The organism is Corynebacterium sp. 32222D000AT (genome assembly GCF_053546955.1).
On sequence record NZ_JBPPVW010000018.1, the window covers coordinates 1 to 24,447 of the forward strand.

20 protein-coding genes and 1 tRNA gene are annotated in these 24,447 nt (G+C 65.3%); 11 read left to right on the forward strand and 10 right to left on the reverse strand.

All coding sequences use genetic code 11. From position 1 onward, the window contains the following. Positions 1–226 precede the first annotated feature (226 nt). The 5 genes from ACEE23_RS09680 to ACEE23_RS09700 form a co-directional block, all read right to left on the reverse strand. Entirely contained in the window at positions 227–1,045 is an 819-nt protein-coding gene (locus ACEE23_RS09680) for a DUF368 domain-containing protein (RefSeq protein ID WP_368519752.1), read from the reverse strand. Positions 1,046–1,097: 52 nt separating this feature from the next. Further along, positions 1,098–1,877 (reverse strand): amino acid ABC transporter ATP-binding protein, encoded by a 780-nt coding sequence (locus ACEE23_RS09685; RefSeq protein WP_448872260.1) that lies wholly within the window; start codon positions 1,875–1,877, stop codon positions 1,098–1,100. Continuing rightward, on the reverse strand, positions 1,867–2,802 hold the full coding sequence (locus ACEE23_RS09690) for an amino acid ABC transporter permease (protein WP_448872258.1): 936 nt from the start codon (positions 2,800–2,802) through the stop codon (positions 1,867–1,869). The genes ACEE23_RS09685 and ACEE23_RS09690 overlap by 11 nt, the downstream gene beginning before the upstream one ends. Then, positions 2,799–3,710 carry an ABC transporter substrate-binding protein gene (locus tag ACEE23_RS09695; RefSeq protein WP_368519755.1) on the reverse strand — a complete coding sequence of 304 codons (912 nt, stop codon included), beginning with the start codon at positions 3,708–3,710 and terminating at the stop codon, positions 2,799–2,801. The genes ACEE23_RS09690 and ACEE23_RS09695 overlap by 4 nt, the downstream gene beginning before the upstream one ends. A 138-nt stretch (positions 3,711–3,848) precedes the next feature. After that, a tRNA-Leu gene (locus ACEE23_RS09700) sits at positions 3,849–3,925 on the reverse strand. 151 nt (positions 3,926–4,076) lie between these two features. On the opposite strand from ACEE23_RS09700, the gene polA reads away from it, so the two are divergent. After that, on the forward strand, positions 4,077–6,683 hold the full coding sequence (polA, locus tag ACEE23_RS09705; RefSeq protein WP_448872263.1) for a DNA polymerase I: 2,607 nt from the start codon (positions 4,077–4,079) through the stop codon (positions 6,681–6,683). 19 nt (positions 6,684–6,702) lie between these two features. Here the strand turns inward: polA and ACEE23_RS09710 are convergent, their stop codons facing one another. Further along, positions 6,703–7,143 (reverse strand): RDD family protein, encoded by a 441-nt coding sequence (locus ACEE23_RS09710; RefSeq protein ID WP_368521094.1) that lies wholly within the window; start codon positions 7,141–7,143, stop codon positions 6,703–6,705. Between the two features lie 266 nt (positions 7,144–7,409). On the opposite strand from ACEE23_RS09710, the gene rpsA reads away from it, so the two are divergent. The 6 genes from rpsA (at position 7,410) to ACEE23_RS09740 (ending at position 14,890) form a co-directional block, all read left to right on the forward strand. Continuing rightward, a complete protein-coding gene (gene rpsA, locus ACEE23_RS09715; RefSeq protein ID WP_070769309.1) occupies positions 7,410–8,870 on the forward strand; it encodes a 30S ribosomal protein S1 in 1,461 nt (486 codons plus the stop codon). Positions 8,871–9,112: 242 nt separating this feature from the next. Further along, positions 9,113–11,128: a glucose PTS transporter subunit IIA gene (locus tag ACEE23_RS09720; RefSeq protein WP_368519758.1), complete on the forward strand. Its 2,016-nt coding sequence runs from the start codon at positions 9,113–9,115 to the stop codon at positions 11,126–11,128. Next, the gene (coaE, locus tag ACEE23_RS09725; RefSeq protein WP_448872255.1) at positions 11,128–11,718 is read left to right on the forward strand and encodes a dephospho-CoA kinase; all 591 of its coding nucleotides are present in this window, start codon (positions 11,128–11,130) and stop codon (positions 11,716–11,718) included. The genes ACEE23_RS09720 and coaE overlap by 1 nt, the downstream gene beginning before the upstream one ends. Before the next feature lie 33 nt (positions 11,719–11,751). Further along, the gene (gene uvrB / locus ACEE23_RS09730) at positions 11,752–13,857 is read left to right on the forward strand and encodes an excinuclease ABC subunit UvrB (protein WP_368519760.1); all 2,106 of its coding nucleotides are present in this window, start codon (positions 11,752–11,754) and stop codon (positions 13,855–13,857) included. Between the two features lie 48 nt (positions 13,858–13,905). After that, positions 13,906–14,352 carry a universal stress protein gene (locus tag ACEE23_RS09735; protein ID WP_368521096.1) on the forward strand — a complete coding sequence of 149 codons (447 nt, stop codon included), beginning with the start codon at positions 13,906–13,908 and terminating at the stop codon, positions 14,350–14,352. 97 nt (positions 14,353–14,449) lie between these two features. Continuing rightward, positions 14,450–14,890, forward strand: a complete 441-nt coding sequence (locus ACEE23_RS09740) for a universal stress protein (RefSeq protein WP_368519762.1) — start codon at positions 14,450–14,452, stop codon at positions 14,888–14,890. A gap of 106 nt (positions 14,891–14,996) precedes the next feature. On the opposite strand, the gene ACEE23_RS09745 is transcribed toward ACEE23_RS09740, so the two are convergent. From ACEE23_RS09745 to ACEE23_RS09760, 4 genes are all read right to left on the reverse strand, one after another. After that, positions 14,997–16,031, reverse strand: coding sequence for an App1 family protein (locus ACEE23_RS09745; RefSeq protein ID WP_368519763.1), 1,035 nt, complete (start codon positions 16,029–16,031; stop codon positions 14,997–14,999). Positions 16,032–16,046: 15 nt separating this feature from the next. Then, positions 16,047–18,272: a HelD family protein gene (locus ACEE23_RS09750; protein WP_368519764.1), complete on the reverse strand. Its 2,226-nt coding sequence runs from the start codon at positions 18,270–18,272 to the stop codon at positions 16,047–16,049. Between the two features lie 108 nt (positions 18,273–18,380). Beyond that, positions 18,381–19,295, reverse strand: coding sequence for a DoxX family protein (locus ACEE23_RS09755; protein WP_368521098.1), 915 nt, complete (start codon positions 19,293–19,295; stop codon positions 18,381–18,383). A 123-nt stretch (positions 19,296–19,418) separates the two neighbouring features. Continuing rightward, positions 19,419–20,021, reverse strand: a complete 603-nt coding sequence (locus ACEE23_RS09760) for an MBL fold metallo-hydrolase (RefSeq protein WP_368519766.1) — start codon at positions 20,019–20,021, stop codon at positions 19,419–19,421. Positions 20,022–20,105: 84 nt separating this feature from the next. Here ACEE23_RS09760 and uvrA point away from each other — a divergent pair, with 84 nt between their 5' ends. The 4 genes from uvrA to rplT all read left to right on the forward strand — a co-directional run bounded on the left by uvrA (position 20,106) and on the right by rplT (position 24,443). Then, positions 20,106–22,958, forward strand: coding sequence for an excinuclease ABC subunit UvrA (uvrA, locus tag ACEE23_RS09765; RefSeq protein WP_368519767.1), 2,853 nt, complete (start codon positions 20,106–20,108; stop codon positions 22,956–22,958). A 294-nt stretch (positions 22,959–23,252) separates the two neighbouring features. Then, on the forward strand, positions 23,253–23,774 hold the full coding sequence (infC, locus tag ACEE23_RS09770; protein ID WP_290226283.1) for a translation initiation factor IF-3: 522 nt from the start codon (positions 23,253–23,255) through the stop codon (positions 23,772–23,774). A 33-nt stretch (positions 23,775–23,807) separates the two neighbouring features. After that, on the forward strand, positions 23,808–24,002 hold the full coding sequence (gene rpmI, locus ACEE23_RS09775; RefSeq protein ID WP_070769319.1) for a 50S ribosomal protein L35: 195 nt from the start codon (positions 23,808–23,810) through the stop codon (positions 24,000–24,002). Positions 24,003–24,059: 57 nt separating this feature from the next. Further along, entirely contained in the window at positions 24,060–24,443 is a 384-nt protein-coding gene (gene rplT / locus ACEE23_RS09780; protein ID WP_290226108.1) for a 50S ribosomal protein L20, read from the forward strand. The last annotated feature ends 4 nt before the right edge of the window (positions 24,444–24,447 follow it).

The window sequence follows — 24,447 nt, forward strand, 5'->3', positions numbered from 1 at the left end:
AAAAACACGCCGGCCAGGTCGAAAAGGCGCTCCAGCTCGTCGCGGCCGGAGCCGGCGGCCGCGCGCTCGGCATCCCAATCGGCGTGCCAAGCGCCCTCCACGATGTCGATTCCGGGCTGGGTTACGGCAGCCACGAACCTAGAAAAACAATCCCCCGATGTCATGCCCCACACACTAAATGAGCCCCTGCCAGCCTGCAACTGGAAGGGGCATCGGGAGCGCGAAGCTACTGGTAGGACTTGGCCTTGCGGCGGTCGAGGTAGATGAACACAGAGACGATCGCCGCGCCGAGGACGAACATGCCGAGGATGGCCGGCGTCCCGGCGTCCTGGCTCTCGCCCCAGGGCCAGAGGGCGCGCAGGGAGCCCAGCATGAAGCCGGCCATCGCGGCCAGGGTCACGGAGTGGTGATTGTCCAGCAGGTAGTTGAGAACCTTGACGAAGGCGGCCAAGCCGCACAGGGCGCCAAGAGCGAAAACGGCGATGGTGCCCATCTCGCGGTCGCTGACGGCGCCGATGATGGGCTGGTAGAGGCCCATCGTGAGCAGGATGAGAGAGCCGGACACGCCCGGCAGGACCAGCGCGCACACGGCGATGGCGGCGGCGAAGAAAACAACCACCAGCGACGGGTCCTCATGCGGGGCGGAGGTAAAGCCGGTGATGAAGAAGATGAGCACGGCTGCCACCACGAAAGCGATGAGGGAGGGGGCCTTGAAGCGGTCGGCCTTGTCCATCATGGACACCGGCACGATGATGGAGACGGCGACCATGCCCAAGAAAAGGGCCTTCGACAGGGAGACATGGCCCTCGACGAAGCTGGACATGACAGACGAGAGGCCGAAGACCGCGGCGAACATACCGATGGCCACGGCGATGATGAAGCCCCACTCGACTTCCTTGAAGCGGGCTTTGAGGATCTTGTCGGCGTTGTGCAGGGCTCGCTCGTAGATACCCACGATGAGGGCGACTGTGCCCCCAGAGATGCCGGGGACCAGCTCGGCGGAGCCGATGAGCCCACCGCGGATTGCGTTGGCAAGATGATTCATTCTTTCCAGACTAGTGGCAATTCAGCCCGCGGTGGTCGCGCCACCCCGGCGCTTAGAGCAGGGAAGACAGGAACTCCTGCGTACGCGGCTGCTGCGGGTTGTCGATGACTTGGGCAGGCGGGCCGGCCTCGACGACGCGGCCGTCGGCCATGAAGACGATCTTGTCGGCGACTTCGCGGGCGAAGCCGATTTCGTGGGTGACCACGAGCATCGTCATGCCGTCGGCGGCCAGCTCCTTCATCACGCGCAGGACCTCGCCGACGAGCTCGGGGTCAAGCGCGGAGGTGGGCTCGTCGAAGAGCATCAGCTTCGGGTCCATGGCCACCGCGCGGGCAATGGCCACGCGCTGCTGCTGGCCGCCGGAAAGCTGGACCGGGTAGGCGTTGGCTTTCGATGCCAACCCGACCTGGTCGAGCAGCTCCATAGCGCGCTGCTTGGCGGCCTCCGGATCGACCTTCTTGACGTGGATGGGGGCCTCGACGACGTTTTCGAGGACCGTCCGGTGGCTGAACAGGTTGAAGTTCTGGAAGACCATGCCGATGTCGGCGCGCTGGGCGGCGGCTTCCTTCTCGGAGATCTCGTAGAGGACGCCGTTGCGCTCCTTGTAGCCGATGAGATCACCGTCGACGTAGAGGCGGCCGGCATCGATAGTTTCCAGGTGGTTGATGCAGCGCAGGAAGGTCGACTTACCGGAGCCCGACGGCCCCAGCAGGCAGACGACCTCGCTGTGCTGGACCTCCAGGTCGATGCCGCGCAGAACCTGCAGGGAGCTGAACTTCTTGTGGATCTGCTGCGCCTGCACCATGGGTTGGCGGGTATCTTTAGCGTTCATTGCGCGGGGCCTCCTGGACGACGTTGACATTGTTGGGGATAACACCTTCGGCATCGGCGAGCGCGGCCAGCTGGCGGGCGGTCAGCTCGCGGGTGGCGCCGCGGTCGAAGTAGCGCTCGAGGTAGTGCTGGCCGACCATCAGCAGCGAGGTGATGACCAGGTACCAGGTGGCGGCGACCATCATCAGCGGGATCGGCTCGAAGAGGGCGGCGGAGATGTCCGTCGCGCGGCCGAAAATCTCGTGGGTGTACGGGATGGCCACGACCAGGGAGGAGGTCTTCAGCAGGGAGATGAACTCGTTGCCGGTCGGCGGGATGATGATGCGCATCGCCTGCGGCATGACCGTGCGGTACATGGTCTGCCACCAGCTAAGCCCCAGCGCCTTCGATGCCTCCCGCTGGCCCTCGCCCACGGAGTTGATGCCGGAGCGCACGATTTCGGCCATGTAGGCGGCCTCGTTGAGCCCCAGGCCGATGACGGCCAGGAAGAAGGCGTTGGACAAAAGCTCCTCGAGGGAGACTTCCGCAAAGCCCAGGTTGATGGGCTGGTAGATGGCGCTGAGCAGACCCCAGAAGACCAACTGCACGTAGATCGGGGTACCGCGGAAGATCCAGAGGAAGACCCAGGAGACCGCGCGCAGCACCGGGTTGGGGGACATGCGCAGGATGGCCAGGATGGCGCCGCCGACGACGCCGATGATCATCGCCAGGATGGTAATCGCGATGGTGTGCAGCGAGGCGATGGCAATCCGCGTATCCAGCAGGTAGCTGAAGTAGGTCGACCAGCCGTAGGCCTCGTTGTTGGCGGCGGCGATGACGAACCAGGCGGCCAGCACGAGCAGTACGACGGCGAAAGCCCAGCGCCACGGGTGGCGCAGCGGCTTGGCGTGGATTTCCGGGGGAGTGGAGGGGGTGTCCTGTGTCATTTCACTGGCCTTTCATTGATGAGAGCCTCGTCGACGAGCCCGTCTTCGACGCCCCATTGCGCGAGGATTTCGGCATATTGCCCGTTGTCGATGAGGTGCTGCAGCGCGGCCGCGGCAGCCGGGCCCAGTTCTGAGCCCTTGGGAACGGCCATCCCGTAAGGGGCGGCCTGCGAGATATCGCCGACGAGCTCCAGGCGGCCGTCGGAGCGGTTGACCGCCCAGCCGGCGGCGGGGGAGTCGGCCGAGAGGGCATCGGCCCGCCCCATGAGCACGGCCAGTGCGGCGTTGTCGGCGGTGTCGTACGCCAGGACCTGCATGTCGCCGTCGCAGGCCTCGGCCTTGGGGCGGACGTCGTCGGTGTCGGAGACGGTGGTGCGCTGGACGGCCACGGTCAAGCCGCAGGGGTTGTCCGGGTCGATCTCTTTTGAAGAATCCGTGCGCTTGGTCCACTGGATACCCGCGTAGAGGGTGTCGACGAAGTCGAAGTTCTCGCGGCGGTCCGGGGTATCGGTGAAGCCGGAAACGCCCATATCGATCTGGCCGGATTGCACGGCCGGCAGGATCATCGCGAAGTCCTGCTCCTCGATGCGGAAGTCGAGCCCGAGCACGTCAGCGACGGCGTGGGCGAGGTCCATCTCCAGGCCGACGATCTGGCCGTCGGCGTCCTTGAGCTGGAAGGGGGCGAAAGGCGGGTTGACGCCGATGCTGAGCACGCCGTCATCGTCGTCGTACATTGCGGCGATCTCGTCGACCTTGTCCGCGCGGATGGGTTGCCACCCGTCGGGCGTGGATTTTTCCACGTTGGTCACGCAGCCGCTCAAGCCCAGCGTGGCTATCGTCACTGCGGCAACCGTGGCCCGGCGGGCGCGGCGCGCGGCGGTGACTTTGCCTGTTGCAGGCACAACCATAGTCGTGTGGTCCTTTGGGAAAACTTGCGAATGAATAGTTACCCCTCAAATGTATAATATTCGCTCGCATTTAAGAAATTACCGCGCCGGAACGCGCGAAACCCCGCTACCACTGGGGTGATAACGGGGATTTAAAAGTGGTGCCCCTGGTGAGACTCGAACTCACACTGGACGGGTTTTGAATCCGTTGCCTCTGCCAATTGGGCTACAGGGGCGCGCGGGTTGTTTCGCACTGGGGAAATACTAGCGCATGGAAAGCGGCGAAGAGAAATCGCCCTCCGGCCTACGCAGTAGTGCGGCTATTGCCTAGACTGGGGAGCCGTGACTGATTCCAAACAACGCCTTCTGCTCATCGACGGACACTCTATGGCCTTCCGCGCTTTCTATGCGTTGCCGGCGGAGAATTTCTCCACCTCGGGTGGCCAGCACACCAACGCGGTCTATGGGTTCTTGTCGATGCTGTCGAGCATCGTGAGCGAGGAACGCCCCGACAAGATGGCCGTGGCCTTCGACGTGGGGCGCAAGACTTTCCGGACGGAAAAATTTCCGGAGTATAAGGCCCAGCGCGAGGCCGCGCCGGAGGAATTCAAGGGCCAGGTGGACATCATCCGCGAGGTGCTTAACACCTTGGGTATTGCGACGCTGTCGCGGGAGAACTTCGAGGCCGACGACATCCTGGCCACCCTGGCCACCGAAGCCACGGCCGCGGAGGATTTTGATACCTATATTGTTACTGGCGACCGCGACTACCTGCAGCTGGTCAACGAGTCCACGACGGTGCTCTATCCCATGCGCGGGGTGAGCAACCTGCACCGGTTCACCCCGGAGGCCGTGGAGGAAAAATACGGCCTGACCCCGCGGCAGTACCCGGATTTCGCGGCGCTGCGTGGCGATCCCTCCGATAACTTGCCCGGCATCCCGAAGGTCGGGGAGAAGACGGCGACCAAGTGGATCACCCAGTACGGCAGCCTTGACGAGCTGGTCGCCCACGCCGACGATATTAAGGGCGTGGCCGGCCAGAACTTTAGGGACCGCGTCGAACAGGTCCAGCTCAACCGCGAGCTGACCCAGATGATTACGGACATGGACCTGGAGGTCAGCCCGGCCGATCTGGACTTTAAGGGCGCGGTGGTCAGCGAGGTCGCCGATCACTTCGACAACCTCGAATTCGGCACCAACCTGCGCGACCGGGTGCTCAAGGCCATCCCGAACGACGGCGGTGAGGCCACCGCGCAGGACGAGGACGTGCAGGTGCCGGAAGTGAGCATCGTGAGCGAGAAGCTGGCGGACTGGCTGCCCGGCCGCGAGCACGTGGCCGTCTTCGTGCAGGGTGACGGGCGGCCCGGGCAGGGCGATGCCGCCGCCATGGCCTTCGTCGACACCGACTACCACGGCCTGCAGGTCGAGCTGGCCGAACTCGACGCCGACGACGACAAGGCGCTGGCCGAATGGCTGGCCGATGCCGACTGCGCCAAGTACCTGCACGAGGCCAAGGCGGCCTACCACATGCTGTTGGGCCGCGGCATCGAGCTGGCGGGCATCGCCCACGACACCGCGGTGGCGGCCTACCTGCTGCGCCCGGGCCAGCGCACCTACGAGCTGCCGGACGTCTACCAGCGCCACCTGCACAAGACCCTCGGGGTGACCAGCGGCCAGCTGAGCCTGCTGGACGAGACCTCCCTGGTGGATTCGGCCGCGGCGATTATGGAGCTGGCCGCGGAGCTGACCCGGCAGCTGCACGATATCGATTCCTTCCAGCTGTACACGGACCTGGAGCTGCCGCTGATTTCCATCCTGGCGCGGATGGAGGCCACCGGCATCGCCGTCGATATCGACACGCTGGATTCCCAGCTGGAATCCTTCGTCGCCCAGGTCAAGGAGCAGGAGGACGCCGCCCGCGAGCTGGCCGGCGACCCCTCGCTGAACCTGAACTCGCCGAAGCAGCTGCAGGCGGTGCTCTTCGATACCTTCGACCTGCCGAAGACGAAGAAGACCAAGACCGGCTATTCGACCGCGGCCAAGGAGATTGAGGCCCTGGCGGTTAACCACCCGCACCCCTTCCTGGATCACCTGCTGGCCCACCGCGAGTACCAGAAGCTCAAGTCCACGCTGGAAGGTCTCATCAAGACGGTCCAGCCGGACGGGCGCATCCACACCACCTTCAACCAGACGGTGGCGTCGACGGGCCGGTTGTCCTCGGCGGATCCCAACCTCCAGAACATCCCGGTGCGCACGCCGGCGGGGCGTAAGATTCGCTCCGGCTTCGTGGTGGGCGAGGGCTTCGAGACCCTGCTGACCGCGGACTACTCCCAGATTGAGATGCGCGTGATGGCCCACCTGTCCCAGGACCCGGGGCTCATCGAGGCCTACCAGGCGGGCGAGGACCTGCACAACTACGTCGGCTCCAAGGTCTTCGACGTCCCCGTCAACCAGGTCACCTCCGAGCTGCGCCGCCGCGTCAAGGCCATGTCTTACGGCCTGGTCTACGGCCTATCCGCCTTCGGGCTGTCCCAGCAGCTGGGCATTAGCCCGAAGGAGGCGAAGGAGATTATGGAAAGCTACTTCGAGCGATTCGGCGGGGTCAAGACTTACCTGGACGAGGTCGTCGACACCGCCCGCAAGGACGGCTACACCTCGACCATCTTTGGGCGCCGGCGCTACCTGCCTGAGCTGGCCAGCGACAACCGGCTGGCCCGCGAAAACGCCGAGCGCGCCGCCCTCAACGCTCCCATCCAGGGCACGGCGGCCGACATCATCAAGGTTGCGATGATCCGCGTCGATGCCGCGCTCAAGGAAAAGAAGTCCCGCGTCCTGCTGCAGGTCCACGACGAATTGGTCGTCGAAATCGCCCCCGGCGAGCTGGACGAGGTCCGCGCCATCCTGGAAAAGGAGATGGATTCCGCCATTGAGCTGCGCGTGCCGCTGGAGGTCTCCGCCGGCGCCGGCGCCAACTGGGACGCCGCGGCGCACTAGCGCGGAGCCTGGCCTTTCCCTAGACCTCTTCCATGGGGTCGAAGGGATCGAGGCGCCGGTCCACGCGGGCGTGGGCGGCGAAGTCGCCCGGGTGGCGGCCCAGCAGCAGGACGCTGAGCGCGACCAGGCCGATGACGATCTCGTCGAGGATGGCCGGCCCGACGGCGGCCAGCATGGTCAGCAGCACCCAGCTGTTGCGGATCGCGGCGCCGGTATATCCGCGTGCGCCCTCGTAGACCTGCAGGCCCAACGACCATTTGCCGAGGCTGGTGCGGTAGCGTCCCTCGACCACCACGCGGTAGGCGAAGAAGCCGAGGGCCAGGCCCACGACGTTGTAGACCTCGGCGGCCTGCCCGGTCAGCGGCTCCGAAAACATGAGGTTGATAAGGCCCCGGAGCAGCACTAGAACCGCGGCGACCGCGAAGGCGTCAATCCACCAGGCGACGGCCCGGCGGAGCAATACGGCAATTCTTTCCGTCCACATAGCCTTCCACCTTAGAAGAAAACCGCCGGTATTTGCGCAAGTAGCTGCACGGATGTAGTGTGTAGCAGGTGCGTCTATGCTCTCAAGCGGTCGTTCGGCTCTGGTAGGAAAGTCGAATGGCGCTTGGGGCGGGATTGCGTCCCTCCGTTCATCAATACTCTCAGCAGCATTAATGCGGTGGCGCAAGAGACGTGCGATTGTCCAAATTCGATTTCCTACGTTATTTCGGAGCATTTTTACGCATGCCATCTTCTAACACCCCTCAGGTTGCGATCAACGACATCGGAACCGCTGAGGACTTCCTCGCAGCCGTTGACGCGACCATCAAGTACTTCAACGATGGTGACATCGTTGCCGGTACCGTCGTCAAGGTTGACCACGACGAGGTGCTGCTCGACATCGGGTACAAGACCGAGGGCGTTATCCCTTCCCGCGAGCTGTCCATCAAGCACGACGTCGACCCGGATGAGGTCGTCGAGGTCGGCGACGAGATCGACGCTCTGGTCCTCACCAAGGAGGACAAGGAAGGCCGCCTGATCCTGTCCAAGAAGCGCGCTCAGTACGAGCGTGCTTGGGGCGCCATCGAGGAGCTGCAGGCCAAGGAAGAGCCTGTCACCGGTACCGTCATCGAGGTCGTCAAGGGCGGCCTCATCCTCGACATCGGGCTGCGCGGCTTCCTGCCGGCTTCCCTGGTCGAGATGCGCCGCGTCCGCGACCTGGAGCCGTACATCGGCCAGGAGCTGGAAGCCCAGATCATCGAGCTGGACAAGCAGCGCAACAACGTTGTCCTGTCCCGCCGTGCATACCTCGAGCAGACCCAGTCCGCGGTCCGCTCCGAGTTCCTGCACCAGCTGCAGAAGGGCCAGGTCCGCAAGGGCGTTGTGTCCTCCATCGTCAACTTCGGCGCCTTCGTCGATCTCGGCGGTGTCGACGGCCTGGTTCACGTCTCTGAGCTGTCCTGGAAGCACATCGACCACCCGTCCGAGGTTGTCACCGTGGGCGACGAGGTCACCGTCGAGGTGCTCGACGTCGACCTGGACCGCGAGCGCGTGTCCCTGTCCCTGAAGGCAACCCAGGAAGATCCGTGGCGCGTCTTCGCCCGCACCCACGCTGTGGGCCAGATCGTCCCGGGCAAGGTCACCAAGCTGGTTCCGTTCGGCGCCTTCGTCCGCGTCGAGGAGGGCATCGAGGGCCTGGTTCACATCTCCGAGCTGGCTCAGCGCCACGTGGATGTCCCGGACCAGGTCGTCACCGTCGGCGAAGAGGTTATGGTCAAGGTCATCGACATCGACCTCGAGCGTCGCCGCATCTCCCTGTCGGTCAAGCAGGCTGACGAGGACTACACCGACGAGTTCGACCCGTCCAAGTACGGCATGGCCGACTCCTACGACGAGCAGGGCAACTACGTCTTCCCCGAGGGCTTCGACCCGGAGACCAACGAGTGGAAGGAAGGCTTCGACGAGCAGCGTCAGGCCTGGGAGGCCCGCTACGCCGAGTCCGAGCGCCGCTTCCAGCTGCACTCCGCTCAGATCGAGCGTCACCGTGCCGCTGCCGCCGAGGCAGCCGAGGCCGGCGAGTCCTCCAACTACTCCTCCGAGTCCGCAGATGCAGCTCCGGCATCTGAGGCTCCGGCAGAGGAGGCTGGCTCCCTGGCTTCCGACGAGCAGCTCGCTAAGCTGCGCGACAAGCTGGCCGGTAAGTAAACCGCGCTAGCTAGCCGCTAGAGCCCCCAGTCCGCAGCCGCGGGCCGGGGGCTTTTTCATGCCCGACAGTCCCACCTGTTTTATCCTCACCACGCTGCGCGAAGCCGGCCAGGTGCCTCAAAAGTGGGATATGTCATAGGCCGTCCGAACTATTAGGTTTCGGACTGCTTACCCCTTTATACTGGCCTGGTAATAACCACTGCCGCGGCGGTGGTCCGGTTCATTAGGAAGGGGCTTTCGTCGTGGCGTCTACACAAGACACGGCGCGGCACATCGTGGACAACCTCGGTGGCGCCGACAACATTACGTCCTTGACCCACTGTGCGACGCGTCTGCGCTTCCAGCTGGCAGACACCTCGCTGGTCGACAACGCCAAGCTGGACGAAGACCAGGCGGTGCTCGGCACCGTCCCACAGGGCGACCACGGTTTCCAGGTCGTCATGGGCGGCGGGGTAGCGGAGTACTACAACGCGATTATCAAGCAGCCGGGCGTCTCGGCCTCGGCCGGGGACAAGGCCAGCGGCCAAAAGAAGCAATACGACGGCGTGCGCGGGAAGTACTCCTGGGTCGACTACTGCTTCGAGTTCCTCTCGGATACCTTCCGCCCAATCCTGTGGGCGCTTTTGGGCGCGTCGCTCATCATCATGCTGCTCATCCTGGCCGATACCATCGGCTGGCAGGACTTCCGCGCGCCGATGGAGGAGCAGCCGCCGGCCTACCAGCTGGGCCACGCCATGTGGCGCAGCGTCTTCTACTTCCTGCCGATTATGGTCGCGGCCACCGCGGCGAATAAGCTCGGCGCGAATATGTGGGTCTCCGCGGCCATCCCGGCGGCCCTGCTGACCCCGGAGTTCCTCGCGATGGGCGAGCAGGGCGACGTCGTCGACGTCTTCGGCCTGCCGCTGGTCATCAACTCCTACGGCTCGCAGGTCTTCCCGCCGATCCTGGCGGCCATCGGCCTGTACTGGCTGGAAAAGGGCCTGAAGAAGATCATCCCGTCGGCGGTGCACATGGTCTTCGTGCCGTTCTTCTCCCTGCTCATCATGATCCCGGCCACGGCGTTCCTGCTCGGTCCCTTCGGCGTCGGTGTGGGTAACGGGATCTCCTGGCTGCTGCACAGCATCAACGAGTTCTCGCCGTTCATCCTGGCTATTGTCGTGCCGCTGCTGTACCCGTTCCTGGTACCGCTGGGCCTGCACTGGCCGCTGAACATCATCATGGTCCAGAACATCGCGACCTATGGCTACGACTTCATCCAAGGCCCCATGGGCGCCTGGAACTTCGCCTGCTTCGGCGTCGTCGCCGGCGTCATGGTTATCTCCTTCCGCGAGCACAACGACCAGATGCGCCAGGTCTCCATCGGCGGTCTGGCCGCCGGCCTGCTCGGCGGCGTCTCGGAGCCGTCGCTCTACGGCATCCTGCTGCGCTTCCGTCGCAGCTACTACCGACTGCTGCCGGGCTGTGCTATCGGCGGCGCGGTGATGGGCCTGTTCAACGTCAAGGCCAACGCCTTCGTCTTCACCTCGGCCCTGACCGTCTTCGCGATGGAGCCGGCCGCCGGCTACGCGCTGGGCCTTTTGGTCGCGTTCATGACCTCGTTCCTGTTGACGGTCTTCTTCGGCTACCGCACCCCGGAGGAAAAGGCTGCGGATTTGGAGCGCATCGCCCAGCGCCGCGCCGCCGAGGGCAAGGAGACTCCCGCCCCGCAGCCGGCTACGTCCAACGCGGCAGCCGCCCCGGCCGCCGTCGCCGTCGCCGCCCCGGCCCAGGAGGGCGCCGTGGCTATCGATGCGCCCCTGGCCGGCGAGGCCGTGGATCTCAGCGAGGTCCCCGATCCGATCTTCGCCGGCGCGAAGCTGGGCGAGGGCGTGGCCATCCTGCCGACCGGCACCACGGTCTACGCCCCAGCGGACGGCAAGGTGCTCACCGTCCAGAAGTCCGGCCACGCGGTGGGGCTGAGCTTGGATAGCGGCGTGCAGCTGCTCGTCCACGTCGGCCTGGACACCGTCGAGCTGGGCGGGGAGGGCTTTACCGTCCACGTGGACAAGAAGCAGCGGGTGGCCGCCGGCGACAAGCTCATCAGCTTCGACCCGGAGTTCATCAGCTCCCGCGGCTACAACCTGATTACGCCGGTGGTGGTGACCAACACGAAGAAATTCGCGCACGTCAACCCGACGCTGGGTACAGTCGATACCACCACTCCGGTCATCGAGGTGGTGCCGCGAGACAAGCAAGACGATAAGAAGGAGGACGCTTAATGCGGCTGGTGGGGCTGACAGGAGGCATCGGCAGCGGTAAGTCGACCGTGGCGAAGATGCTGGAGGAAGCCGGCGCTACGGTGGTGGACGCCGACCAGATCGCCCGCGACATCATGGAGCCGGGCCGCCCGGCCCTCCAGGACGCCGCCTACGCCTTCGGCAGCGATATCCTCAACCCGGATGGGAGCCTGGACCGGGGCAAGCTCGCCGAGCGGGCTTTCGCCAGCCGGGAGGCAACCGATAAGCTCAACCGGATCACCCACCCGCGCATCGGGGAGCAGACCCGCAAGGCCTTCCGCAAGGCCCGCGAGCGCGGCGACGAGGTCGTCGTCTACGACATGCCGCTGTTAGTCGACAAGGGCCTGGACAAGGACATGGACCTGGTACTCGTCGTGGACGTGGAGCCGGAGGAGCGGGTTAACCGGCTGGTCGGCCGCGGCCTGACGGCTGACGATGCCCGTGCCCGCATCAAGGCCCAAATCCCCGACGATAAGCGCCGCGCGGCGGCCGATATCGTCATCGACAACAACGGCAGCCTCGAGGACCTGCGTGAGCGGGTAGAGGCCATCCGGGAGCGCGTTTTCGCCTAGGGACCCCGCGGGCGGGCGGGTAGACTGGCCGGCATGGCCTTTGCAGCGGAACACCCCATCCTGTCCGAGTCCGAACACCGCCCCGTGGGCGAGGTGGAGCGCACCCCCGGCGAGTTCAAGGTCGAGTCCGAATACGAGCCCGCCGGCGACCAGCCCGCGGCCATCGCGGAGCTGGATAAGCGGCTGGATCGCGGCGAAGCCGACGTGGTGCTCATGGGCGCGACCGGTACCGGTAAATCGGCCACGGCGGCGTGGCTCATCGAACAGCAGCAGCGCCCGACGCTGGTGATGGCGCCGAACAAGACCCTGGCCGCGCAGCTGGCCAACGAGCTGCGCCAGCTTCTGCCGCACAACGCGGTCGAATACTTCGTCTCTTATTACGACTACTACCAGCCGGAAGCGTATATCGCGCAGACGGATACCTACATCGAGAAGGACTCCTCGATCAACGAGGACGTCGAACGCCTGCGCCACTCGGCGACCTCGGCGCTGCTCTCGCGGCGCGACGTCGTGGTGGTCAGCTCCGTGTCCTGCATTTACGGCCTGGGCACGCCGCAGTCCTACCTGGACCGCTCGGTGGTGCTCGCCGTGGACGACGAGGTCGAGCGCGACCGTTTCCTGCGCCTGCTGGTCGACATCCAGTACGAGCGCAACGACGTCGGCTTTACCCGCGGCACCTTCCGCGTCAACGGCGATACCGTCGACATCATCCCCGCCTACGAGGAGCGGGCGGTGCGTATCGAGTTCTTTGGCGACGACGTGGACTCGCTCTACTACATCCACCCGGTCACCGGGGACGTGCTCGAGCAGGTCGACGAGCTGCGGATCTTCCCGGCCACCCACTACGTGGCCGGCCCGGAGCGCATGGAAAAGGCCGTCGCGGACATCAAAGAGGAGCTGGCCGAGCGCCTGGCGGACTTGGAAAACCGCGGCAAGCTGCTGGAGGCCCAGCGCCTGCGCATGCGCACCGAATACGACCTGGAGATGATCGAGCAGGTCGGTTTCTGCTCGGGCATCGAGAACTACTCGCGGCACATCGACGGCCGCGAGGCCGGCTCCGCGCCGGCGACGCTGCTGGACTACTTCCCCGAAGACTTCCTGACGATCATCGACGAGTCCCACGTGACCGTGCCGCAGATCGGCGGCATGTTCGAGGGCGACATGGCCCGCAAGCGCAACCTGGTCGAGTTCGGCTTCCGCCTGCCCTCGGCGGTGGACAACCGCCCGCTGACCTTCGACGAGTTCGAGCAGCGCGTGGGGCAGACGGTCTACATGTCGGCGACCCCGGGCGATTACGAAATGACCGCCGCGGGTGGCGAGTTCGTCGAGCAGGTCATCCGCCCGACCGGGCTGGTGGACCCGAAGGTCACGGTCAAGCCCACGAAGGGCCAGATCGACGATCTTATCGATGAGGTGCGCACCCGCGTCGACAAGCAGGAGCGCGTGCTCGTGACCACGCTGACCAAGCGCATGGCCGAGGATCTCACGGACTACCTGCTCGAGCACGGGATCAAGGTGCGCTACCTGCACTCGGACATCGACACCCTGCAGCGCGTGGAGCTGCTGCGGCAGCTGCGGCTGGGCGAGTTCGACGTGCTGGTGGGCATCAACCTCCTGCGCGAGGGCCTCGACCTGCCGGAGGTTTCCCTGGTGGCCATCCTGGACGCGGACAAGGAAGGCTTCCTGCGCTCGACGACGTCGCTCATCCAGACCATCGGCCGCGCGGCCCGTAACGTCTCCGGCGAGGTCATCATGTACGCGGACAAGGTGACCGAGTCGATGAACAACGCCATCGAGGAGACCGAGCGCCGCCGCGAGAAGCAGATCGCCTACAACACCGAGCACGGCATCGATCCGCAGCCGCTGCGCAAGAAGATCGCCGACATCCTGGACCAGGTCTACGACAACGACGGCGACGGCGACGGGGAATCGGCCGCGGCCAGTGACCCGGCGGCGATGGTGGACAAGCCGGACGTGTCCTCGATGGCGGTCGAGGAAGTCGAGAAGCTCATCGACGATCTGACCGCCCAAATGGGGGAGGCCGCCCGCGAGCTCAAGTTCGAGCTTGCAGGACGTCTGCGCGACGAGATTGCGGACCTGAAAAAGGAAGCGCGAGGCCTCAAAGAGGCGGGCATTTAGAGGCTATACTAGGGCGGAAGCAAGCTGAATCTGCAAGAAAGAAAGAACATGCTTACCTATTCGAACATCGTCGTCGGCACCGACGGCTCGGCTACCTCCCTGCGCGCCGTGCGCACCGCCGCCTCCTTGGCGCGCGTCTACGAGGCCCGCCTCATCATCGTCTCCGCGTTCTTCAACCACTCCAGCTCCATGCTGGGGGCCACCGGCTCGGACAACACCGGCGTGCCGGTCATCAGCGAGGACATGGCGAAGGACTTCCTGGCTACCGCGCTGAAGGTCGCGGAGGAGGAAAAGGCCGACAACGTCGAGATCGTGGGCCGCTCCGGCGATCCGGTCAAGGCGCTGCTGGCGGCCGGCGAGGACTTCGACGTCGATCTCTTCGTCGTGGGCAACAAGGGCTTCAACTCCATGCGCGGCCGCGTCTTCGGCTCCGTGGCGAAGGATCTGACCCGCCGGGCACACGTCGATGTGCTTGTGGCAGATACCACTGACTAGCTCGCTGCACCAAAGCCCCGCCGGCTGGTTGTTACACTAGAATAGGGTAAATACCAGAAGAATATTTTGCGGACTAAGAGTCCACAGAAAGGTCACCATGAGCGATTACAACACCATTGTTGTCGGCACCGACGGCTCCAACTCCTCCCTGCTGGCAGTGGAGCGGGCGGCCAAGATTGCCGCTGCGTTCGACGCAACCCTCATCATCGGTTGCGCCTACTACGAGAACAAGGAAGAGGCCTCCAAGACTCTGCGTCAGGAGTCTGTGACCATCCTGGGTGATGACAAGGCCGAGGCTAACCTCGTGGCCGGCCGCGAGCACGCTGAGAAGTTCGGCGTCAAGGACGTCAAGACCGCCGTCCGCCCGGGCACCCCGGTCCAGGCCCTGATGTCGATTGTCAACGACAACAAGGCTGACCTGCTCATCGTCGGTAACCGTGGCATCAACTCCCTGACCGGCCGCCTGCTGGGCTCCGTCCCGGCCGACGTTGCCCGTCAGTCCGACTGCGACGTCATGATCGTTCACACCGTCGCCTAAGCTGCGGCTAGCCGCCGGAGATTAAAAGGCCCTCCCCGCTGCGTCCCTTGCGATGCGGTCGGGGAGGGCCTTTCGCGTGCCCGGGCCACGGGCGCCGGAGGAGGGCCTAGTGAGTGCGGTGCTTTTCGACGCGCTCGAAGGGGTTGCGGCGGTAGACCGCCAGGAGGCTGTGGCCGTTGTCGCCCTGGATGAGCGGGACGTCGCTGCGCGCGCTGTCGCCGGCCTCGGCGAGCGGGGCGGCGGTTCCGTGCGAGAGCACGTGCTCCTGCGGCGACAGGTTGCGGATGGCCACGCCGGCGATGCGCTCGGGGTGCTCGTTGACTATGTCACGGTAGGTCAGCGGATCGTGCTGGCCGTCGTCGCCGACCAAGACCCACTGGATGTGGGGGAAGTCGATAATCAAATTTCGGAGCTGGACCTTCTTGTGTTCCACGCCGTTGCGGAAGAGCCCGGTGGGGGTGGGACCCCAGTCGGTCAGCAGCATCGGGCCGCGCGGCAGGCGGTGCGCGCGGACGAAATTCATCAGGGTGTCGAAGGTGTTCCACGCCCCGGTCGAGAGGTAGAAGACGGGTGCGTTCGGGTGGGCATCGATAAGCTCCGAGTAGAACGCGTCCATGCCCGGCACGGGCTGGCGGCGGTTGGTGCGCTTGAACCAGGAATTCCAGGTTGCCAGTAGGGCGCGCGGCAGCCAGGTGACCATGATCGTGTCGTCGACGTCGCTGATGATGCCGACGCGGGTCTTCTCGTCGACGATGAGGACTTCCGCGGTCACCGGCTCGGCGCCCTCGGCGGCAATGGTTACCTCGTGCCACCCGGGAGGCAAGCCGTGGTCCTTGACGAGCACGTCGATATAGCCGTTGTCGTTGGTGGAGGCGTGCACGGTCTGATCCCCGGCGGTGACCGTGATATCGATGCCCGCGACCTGGATGGTGAAAAATTGGCGGTAGCCGCGCTCGGCCCAGTTGCGGGCCGGTTTCTCGGGGTTTTCCATCAGAACGCGGCCCAGCACGCGGACTCGGTCCGGGCTGCCGTAGCCCAGGTAGCCGGTCACCGTGGGGACCCAGCCCCGAGCGTCGGATCGCTTCACGCTCCAGCGGTTGATATGGCGCTCGCAAAGGCGGGCAAAATCAGATAAAGCCATAATGACCAATCTATCCTAAGCGGGCAGCTCGCCGTAGACCGTAAGCGTCTGGGTGGCCCGTGTCAGCGCCACGTAGAGGTTCTGCAGCCCCTGCGGGGAGGCCGCGACGATAGCCTGCGGGTCGACGATGACCACGTGGTCGAACTCCAGGCCCTTGATCTCCTCGACGTTGCTGGCATCAATCACCGCGCGCAGGCGTCCGTCCGCCGTGCTGCCGATGCCGGCTGCCGGCCGGTCTGCTTCCTCCTCCGGCAGGCAGTGGTAGGCCACCGGCTCGCCGGGGCGGATGGCGGTGGCGGGCTCGGCGTGCGGGTCGATGAGTGTAAGCAGCCGGTTGGCGACCTCGGCGATGGGCTCCGGCGTGCGGTAGTTGACGGTCAGGCGGTGGTGGCGGAAGCGGCCGCCGACGAAGGGCTCGAGCGTGTCCGCCCAGGCGTCGACGCCGGCCGGGGCGCTGGTCTGGGCGGTGTCGCCGACCAGGGTGACCCAGCGCGAGGGGCTGCGGCGGAAGACCATCCGCCACTCCATGGCGCTAAGCTCCTGGGCCTCGTCGACGACGACGTGACCGAAGGCCCACGTGTGGTCGGCACGAGCGCGCTCGGCGGTGGTGCGGTGGTCCTGGACCTGCTGGCGCCGCGCCAGGGTCTCGGCGTCGATGACGTCGTGCGCGGAGAGGATCTCCGCGTCGAACATGTCGTCGTCGTTGTCGGTGGACTCGGAACTGCTGAGGATGTCCAGGGCGTCCTCGGCTTCGGCGACCTGCTGCTTCCAGGCCTCGCGTTCGGCCTCCTCGACGGCGGCCGGGTCGGGCATGCCGATTAAGACGGCGAGCTCGTCGAGAAGCGCAGCATCGCTGGCCGTCCAGGCCGTACCGTCGGCGCGGTAGAGTGCCCCCTGGGTTTCCTCGTCGTAGGCCGCGGCCGCCCGGGCGATGAACTCCCGGGAGCACAGCAGCTCGGAAAGTACCTGCTGGGGGCTGAGTTCCGGCCAGTAGGCGTCGATGAGCTCGCGCACGGCGGGGGACTCGGACAGGTCGTCGTGGAGCTGGTCGACGTCGGCGCGCGAGAGCAGGTTCTCGCCACCCAGCGGGTCCGCGCCGATGCGCTCCGAAAGCGCCTGGGCCAGGGACTCGGTGAGGTGCTCGGCGAAGGCCAGGCGGGCATCGTTGTGCGGCTTGCGGGAGCGGCGCGCGCGGGTGCGGGCGGCCTTGACCATGGCCGGGGTGACCTCAAGCGGCAGCTGCTCGACGGTGATCTCCTGGGCTTCGCCCGGCACCTGCTGGTAGTCCTTGACGGCGTTGGCCAGGATCTCCGCCATGGCCTCGGAGCCCTTGATCTCCCGGGCGAGGAGATCCTCCGGGTGGTTGCCCGTCACGCCGGGGAAGAGGTCGCCGATGGTCGAGAGCACGGTGCCGGTCTCGCCCAGCTCGGGCAGCACCTGGGAAATATAGTCCAAAAACGTCGGGTTGGGGCCCACGATAAGCACGCCGGTCGAGGCGAGCCGCTCGCGGTAGGTGTAGAGCAGGTAGGCCACGCGGTGCAGCGCCACGGCGGTCTTGCCGGTGCCCGGGCCGCCCTCGACGACGAGGACGCCGCGGGTGGAATCACGGATGATCTCGTCCTGCTCGCGTTGGATGGTCTCCACGATGGAGGACATATGTCCCGTGCGCGCCTGCTGCAGGGCCTGGAAGAGCGCCGACTCGCTGGCCACGCCGGCGGTATCCGTGCCGGCGCCGTCGCCGGAGAGGAACTCGTCGGTGAGATCCGTGACCTCCCGCCCCCGCATCCGGATGGTGCGGCGCTGTTCGACGCCCTCCGGGTGGGCGGTGGTGGCCAGGTAGAACGGGCGGGCCATCGGGGCGCGCCAGTCCAACAGCAGGGTGCGGTAATCGTCGGCGCGGTCGTCCATGCCCATGCGCCCGATATAGCGCCGGTCGAGGCCCGCCTCGGTCGGGTTGTCCCCGTCCGCGTCGATGTCGATCCGGCCGAAGACCAAGCCCAGCTGCGCCAGGTTGAGCTTGTCGAGCTTGGCCTGCAGGCCGTGGTATTCGGTCTCGCGGCGCACCAGCGCGTCCGCGTCGGGGGTCTGGGGATCGACATCCGCCTGCACGCGGGCCAGGGATTCGTTGGCGCGGGCGACGGCGTCGTCGAGGCGATCGAACAAGCCATCCACGTAGGCCTGCTCGGCGGCTATCTCGGCCTGGTGGGCCGCGGCCTGCCGCGGGTCACGTTCACCGGTCATTTGGTGGGCTTTCTGTCTTGTGCACGGGTTTGCGGGGTGGGCAAAAGAACAACGGCCCAGCATACTCGCTGGGCCGTTGCGTGAGAAAAGTAGCTGGAAGGAGAAAGCTTAGAGCTTGCCCTCGAGCTTCTTCATGGCCTTGGCGATGGCCTTGTCAGCGCGCTTTTGCAGCTTGTCAGCGTTCTTGGAAGCCTTCTTGGCGGCGCGCTTGCCGTTCTTCTTGTCGGCGGCGGAGCGGGCCTTCTCGGCTTTCTCCTGGGCGCGGGACGCGGCCTTGACGGCACCCTTGCGGGCGGTCTCGGCGTTGTCCTGGGCGGCCTTCAGCCAGTCGTCCTTGTTGTCGGTGACGAAGTCCTTGGCGTCGTTGACGTAGCCCTTAGCGGTCTCCAGCAGATCCTTGCCGCTTTCCTGCCAGTCGTCCTTGTTGTCATCGATGTAGGCCTGGACCTTGTCGGAGGTCTCGTTGAACCAGTCGGAAGCGCGATCCGAGAAATCGGAGGCGCGCTCGGTCACGTCGTCGGCGAACTTCTGGGACTCCGACTTGGTCGGCAGCGCCTGCTGGATCTTCTTGTTGGTGCGCTCACCGGCCTTCTGGGCGCGCCAGCGCAGGGACGGCTTGCCGGCGGTGTCCTGGGTGGTGATAAACAGCGCACCCAGCAGGGCGGTGTTGGTCAGCAGGCCGTTGCGCTTGGAGGTCTTCTCCTCGGCGCTGTCGGCCTCCCAGAAGTTGTTGCGGGTCAACATCGTCGGCAGGGTAGCAGCGGCCAGCACAGCGGCCGAGGTACGCGGAGCCTTGCCCAGGGCGAGCAGGGAACCGGCGCCAACCTTGGCGCCGCCCAGGCCGCGGGCAACCAGTTCCGGGTCGTTCGGGACGTAACCGGCGTAGCTACCCGGCAGCGCCTTGCGCAGGGTCTGCAGGAAGGACTCCGTCTCCTCCACGTGATCGGAGGTGTTACGGAGAGTGTCCACACCGTCGAAAACGAAGACCGAAGCCAACATCGGGCGGGCAATCTTGCGAATCATGTCTGAAATGCTCCTTTAGTGAAAAAGACCAGTAAGTCTAACCTAGAAGTTCTAAGCCAGAAATTTAACCTAGGGGTTCAAGTTTACGCACTTTTTCCGCGGCTGTGGGCCAGCCGGGGGAGACTACCAGCGGCGGTCCCACCATTCGCCGAGGTGCGGGCGCTCCTCGTCGAGGGTGGTGGGCTTGCCGTGGCCCGGCCAGACGACCGTTTCGTCCGGATAGATATCAAATACGCGTTCGGTCAGATCCTTGTACAGGCGGACGAAGTCCCCCTCCGAGGTGGTCTTGCCGACGCCGCCGGGGAAGAGGGAATCACCCACGAAGAGGTTGGGCACCTCGTCCAGCTCGGTGACCAGCGCCGCCCCGCCCGGGGTGTGGCCGCGCAGGATGATGACGGGCAGCTCGTGCCCGGCGAAGTCGATGGTGTCGCCGTGGTTGAGCTCGACGTCGACGGGCGCGGGCAGGGCGGGCGAGTCCAGGAAGGACGCGTAGTGGGTGGCGCCGGTTTCCTTCAGGATTTCCGGCAGCGCGCGGACGTGGTCCCAGTGGCGGTGGGTGGTAAAGACCGCGGTGATGCTGACGCCAGCCTGGCGAGCCATGTCGAGGATGGCGGGGGCGTCGTCGGCGGCATCGACAAGCAAGCCCTCGTCGCCGCAGGCCAGCAGGTAGCAATTGTTGTCCATGTCGGAGACGGAAATATGGTGTAGCTTGAGCTCTTTAGTCATGTTGACCAGTCTACGGGTAAATTCAAGCGAAGAGACCCGCAGTGAATAATCTGCAGCAGATCCATTAAGGAAGGTAGGCAAACTGTGGCTGATCGCCTTGTCGTCCGCGGCGCCCGCGAGCACAACCTGCAAGGGGTAGATATCGACCTGCCCCGCGACAAAATGATTGTGTTCACCGGCCTGTCCGGCTCGGGCAAGTCCTCGCTGGCTTTCGACACCATTTTCGCAGAGGGCCAGCGCCGCTACGTGGAGTCACTGTCTTCCTATGCCCGTATGTTTCTGGGGCAGATGGACAAGCCGGACGTCGATTTCATCGACGGCCTGTCCCCGGCCGTGTCCATCGACCAGAAGTCGACCAACCACAACCCGCGCTCGACGGTCGGCACCATCACGGAGATCTACGACTACCTGCGCCTGCTGTTTTCGCGCGCGGGCACGGCGCACTGCCCGAAGTGCGACGCCGTCATCGAGCGGCAGACCCCGCAGCAGATTGTGGACACGGTCCTGGAGCACGAAGAAAAGCTGAAGTTCCAGGTGCTCGCCCCGGTGGTGCGCAAGCGCAAGGGCGAGTTCGTCGACCTCTTTGCCGACCTGGCCGCCCAGGGCTTTGCCCGCGTGCGCGTTGACGGCGAGGTCCACCAGTTGTCTAATCCGCCGAAGCTGAAGAAGCAGATCAAACACGACATCGAGGTGGTCGTCGACCGCCTGCAAGTCAAGGCCTCCCAGAAGCAGCGCCTGACGGATTCGGTGGAGACGGCCCTGCGCCTGGCCGAGGGCCTGGTGAGCATCGATTTCGTGGACCAGCCAGAACTCAACCACACCTATTCGGAGAAGGCCGCCTGCCCGAACGGGCACCCGCTGACCATCGAGGAATACGAGCCGCGCGCCTTCTCCTTCAACTCGCCGTTCGGCGCCTGCCCGGTCTGCGACGGCCTGGGCACCCGCCTCAAGGTCGACGAGGACCTGCTCATCCCGGACCCGGACGCCCCGGCTGTCGATGCCGTCCAGCCCTGGCACTCCAGCCCCAATAGCCGCTACTTCGTCAAGCTGGTCGAGGGCCTGGGCAAAGCGCTGGACTTCGATCCGCACGCCCCGCTGAGCTCGCTGACCGACGAGCAGCGCGATGCCTTGATCCACGGCACCGAGCAGGAAGTCCACGTCCGCTACAAGAACCGTTACGGCCGCCAGCGCAACTGGACCGCCCCCTTCGAGGGCGCGGTGGGCTTTATCGAGCGCAAGCTGGAGACCACCGACTCCGACTCGCAGAAGGACCGCCTGCTGCAGTACACGCGCCAGGTGCCGTGCCCGACCTGCCACGGCTCCCGCCTGAAGCCGGAAATCCTGGCCGTGCGCCTGGCCTCGGGCGCACACGGCGAGCAGTCCATCGCGGGGCTGACGGCCCTGTCCATCGAGGACGCCTCCGAGTTCCTGTCCACGCTGCAGCTGGGCCACCGCGAGGAGATCATCGCCGGCGCGGTGCTCAAGGAGATCCAGGCGCGCCTGCGCTTCCTGCTGGACGTCGGCCTGAACTACCTGACCTTGGACCGCGGTGCGTCCACGCTGTCCGGCGGCGAGGCCCAGCGCATCCGCCTGGCCACCCAGATAGGCTCCGGCCTGGCGGGCGTGCTCTACGTCCTAGACGAGCCGTCCATCGGCCTGCACCAGCGCGATAACCAGCGGCTCATCGCCACGCTGCAGCGGCTGCGGGATATCGGCAACACCCTGATCGTCGTCGAGCACGACGAGGACACCATCCGCCAGGCGGACTGGCTGGTGGATATCGGACCGCGCGCCGGCGAATACGGCGGCCACGTGGTCTACCAGGGCGAGCCGGACGGCATCGAAAGCTGCGAGGACTCCCTGACCGGGCAGTACCTGTCCGGGGCTAAGGTCCTGGCGGTGCCGGATCACCGCCGCGAGATCGACAAGCAGCGCGTGCTGAAGATCGTCGGCGCCCGGGAGAACAACCTCAAGGGCATCAACGTGACCATCCCGCTGGGCGTGCTGGTCTGCGTGACCGGCGTGTCCGGTTCGGGCAAGTCCACCGTGGTCAACCAGATCCTGGCCAAGACCCTGGCCAACGAGCTCAACCGCGCGCGCCAGGTGCCCGGCCGCGCCAAGCGCGTGGAGGGCATGGAGCACCTCGACAAGCTGGTGCAGGTTGACCAGAGCCCCATCGGGCGCACCCCGCGCTCGAACCCGGCGACCTACACGGGCGTGTTCGACAAGATCCGCAACCTGTTTGCCGAGACCCAGGAGGCCAAGGTGCGCGGCTACAAAGCCGGGCGCTTCTCCTTCAACGTCAAGGGCGGGCGCTGCGAGGCCTGCCACGGCGACGGCACCCTGAAGATCGAGATGAACTTCCTGCCGGACGTCTACGTGCCCTGCGAGGTTTGCAACGGCGCGCGCTACAACCGCGAGACGCTCGAGGTCCAGTACAAGGGCAAGAACATCGCCGAGGTGCTGAACATGCCGATCTCGGAGGCCGCCGAGTTCTTCGAGCCGATCACCTCCATCCACCGCTACCTGCACACGCTGGTAGAGGTGGGCCTGGGCTACGTGCGGCTGGGCCAGGCGGCGACGACCCTGTCCGGCGGCGAGGCCCAGCGCGTCAAACTGGCCTCGGAGCTGCAGAAGCGGACCAACGGCCGGACCGTCTACATCCTGGACGAGCCGACCACGGGCCTGCACTTCGAGGACATCCGCAAGCTGATGCTGGTCATCCAGGGCCTGGTGGACAAGGGCAACTCGGTCATCATCATCGAGCACAACCTGGACGTCATCAAGGCCGCCGACTGGCTAGTGGACATGGGCCCGGAGGGCGGCAACGGCGGCGGCACGGTCGTCGCGGAGGGTACTCCGGAGCAGGTCGCGGCCGTCGAAGGCTCCTATACCGGGCAGTTCCTCGCCGACGTTTTGACCCCGGCCGGCAAGTAGCCGAGTTGGCCGCGGAAAGGGGAGCGGGGCCGCGATTTGGTGGGCCGCGGGTGGCGTGCTAATGTTGTTGGCACTACCGCCCGTGGTACCTTCCATAAGGTTTCCGGGTCACAAGCGGAGATTCTCCCACCCCCAGCCGCCTAGAGCAGGCAACGGGTCAAAAGGTAACCGAGCCCCTCGGGGCGCGGTATCTAGGTGAGACCTCCCGGCTGTCAGTTTTGGCAGGCGGGTTTCTTTGTTTGTGGCGTTGGTAGGCGAATTAACTATTGACCCTTCTCACTTAGGAGACACACAATCAGCGCTGAAGCTCGCATCAATGAGCGAATCCGAGTACCCGAAGTTCGTCTGATCGGACCCGAGGGTGAACAGGTAGGAGTTGTCCGTACCGACGACGCCCGCAAGGTTGCGTACGAAGCCGATTTGGACTTGGTCGAGGTTGCCCCGAAGGCGAAGCCGCCGGTGGCCAAGATCATGGACTACGGCAAGTACAAGTACGAGCAGGCCCAGAAGGCTCGTGAGGCTCGCAAGAACCAGCAACAGACTGTGGTCAAGGAGCAGAAGTTCCGTCCTAAGATCGATGACCACGATTACGAGACCAAAAAGGGCAATGTTGTTCGCTTCCTCGAAAAGGGCTCCAAGGTCAAGGTGACCATCATGTTCCGCGGTCGCGAGCAGTCGCGTCCGGAACTCGGTTTCCGCCTGCTGGAGCGGCTGGCTGAGGACGTCGCGGAGGTCGGCGTCGTCGAGTCCCGCCCCAAGCAGGATGGCCGCAACATGACCATGGTCTTGGGCCCGGTTCGCAAGGGTAAGAAGTAGACCACACACTAGGGATTTAAGGACTTAATTCTCATGAAGCAGAAGACCCACAAGGGCACCGCCAAGCGTATTAAGGTGACCGGTTCCGGCAAGCTGCGCCGTGAGCAGGCTGGCCGTCGCCACCTGCTGGAGGGCAAGCCCTCCAAGCGCACCCGTCGTCTGAAGGGCACCGAGGCTGTCGCCCAGTCCGACGTCAAGCGCGTCAAGCGCCTGCTCGGCCGCTCCTAGTAGCGCCGAACCCACCCCACCTCAATACCGTCGAGAAAGATTTAAGGAAGTACTACCGTGGCACGAGTAAAGCGCTCTGTGAACGCCAAGAAGAAGCGTCGCGCGATTCTGAAGTCCGCTAAGGGCTACCGTGGCGCCCGTTCCCGCCGCTACCGCATTGCGAAGGAACAGTGGCTGCACTCCATGACTTACGCTTACCGCGATCGTCGCGCCCGTAAGTCCGAGTTCCGCAAGCTGTGGATCCAGCGCATCAACGCTGCAGCCCGCATGAACGACCTGACCTACAACCGTCTCATCCACGGCCTGCGCCTAGCTGAGATCGAGGTCGACCGCAAGATCCTGGCCGAGCTGGCCGTCAACGACTTCGACGCCTTCTCCGCGCTGTGCGACGCCGCCAAGGCCGCCCTGCCGGAGGACGTCAACGCCCCGAAGGCTGCCTAAGCCT

Excerpts from the sequence above, each read along its gene's own strand:
- uvrB (WP_368519760.1), top strand. The coding sequence starts at position 11,752 with ATGGCCTTTGCAGCGGAACACCCCATCCTGTCCGAGTCCGAACACCGC.
- ACEE23_RS09740 (WP_368519762.1), top strand. The coding sequence starts at position 14,450 with ATGAGCGATTACAACACCATTGTTGTCGGCACCGACGGCTCCAACTCC.
- ACEE23_RS09680 (WP_368519752.1), bottom strand. The coding sequence starts at position 1,045 with ATGAATCATCTTGCCAACGCAATCCGCGGTGGGCTCATCGGCTCCGCC.
- coaE (WP_448872255.1), top strand. The coding sequence starts at position 11,128 with ATGCGGCTGGTGGGGCTGACAGGAGGCATCGGCAGCGGTAAGTCGACC.
- rpmI (WP_070769319.1), top strand. The coding sequence starts at position 23,808 with ATGAAGCAGAAGACCCACAAGGGCACCGCCAAGCGTATTAAGGTGACC.
- ACEE23_RS09690 (WP_448872258.1), bottom strand. The coding sequence starts at position 2,802 with ATGACACAGGACACCCCCTCCACTCCCCCGGAAATCCACGCCAAGCCG.
- ACEE23_RS09745 (WP_368519763.1), bottom strand. The coding sequence starts at position 16,031 with ATGGCTTTATCTGATTTTGCCCGCCTTTGCGAGCGCCATATCAACCGC.
- ACEE23_RS09760 (WP_368519766.1), bottom strand. The coding sequence starts at position 20,021 with ATGACTAAAGAGCTCAAGCTACACCATATTTCCGTCTCCGACATGGAC.
- ACEE23_RS09685 (WP_448872260.1), bottom strand. The coding sequence starts at position 1,877 with ATGAACGCTAAAGATACCCGCCAACCCATGGTGCAGGCGCAGCAGATC.
- ACEE23_RS09695 (WP_368519755.1), bottom strand. The coding sequence starts at position 3,710 with ATGGTTGTGCCTGCAACAGGCAAAGTCACCGCCGCGCGCCGCGCCCGC.
- polA (WP_448872263.1), top strand. The coding sequence starts at position 4,077 with ATGGCCTTCCGCGCTTTCTATGCGTTGCCGGCGGAGAATTTCTCCACC.
- rpsA (WP_070769309.1), top strand. The coding sequence starts at position 7,410 with ATGCCATCTTCTAACACCCCTCAGGTTGCGATCAACGACATCGGAACC.
- ACEE23_RS09755 (WP_368521098.1), bottom strand. The coding sequence starts at position 19,295 with ATGATTCGCAAGATTGCCCGCCCGATGTTGGCTTCGGTCTTCGTTTTC.
- ACEE23_RS09735 (WP_368521096.1), top strand. The coding sequence starts at position 13,906 with ATGCTTACCTATTCGAACATCGTCGTCGGCACCGACGGCTCGGCTACC.
- ACEE23_RS09750 (WP_368519764.1), bottom strand. The coding sequence starts at position 18,272 with ATGACCGGTGAACGTGACCCGCGGCAGGCCGCGGCCCACCAGGCCGAG.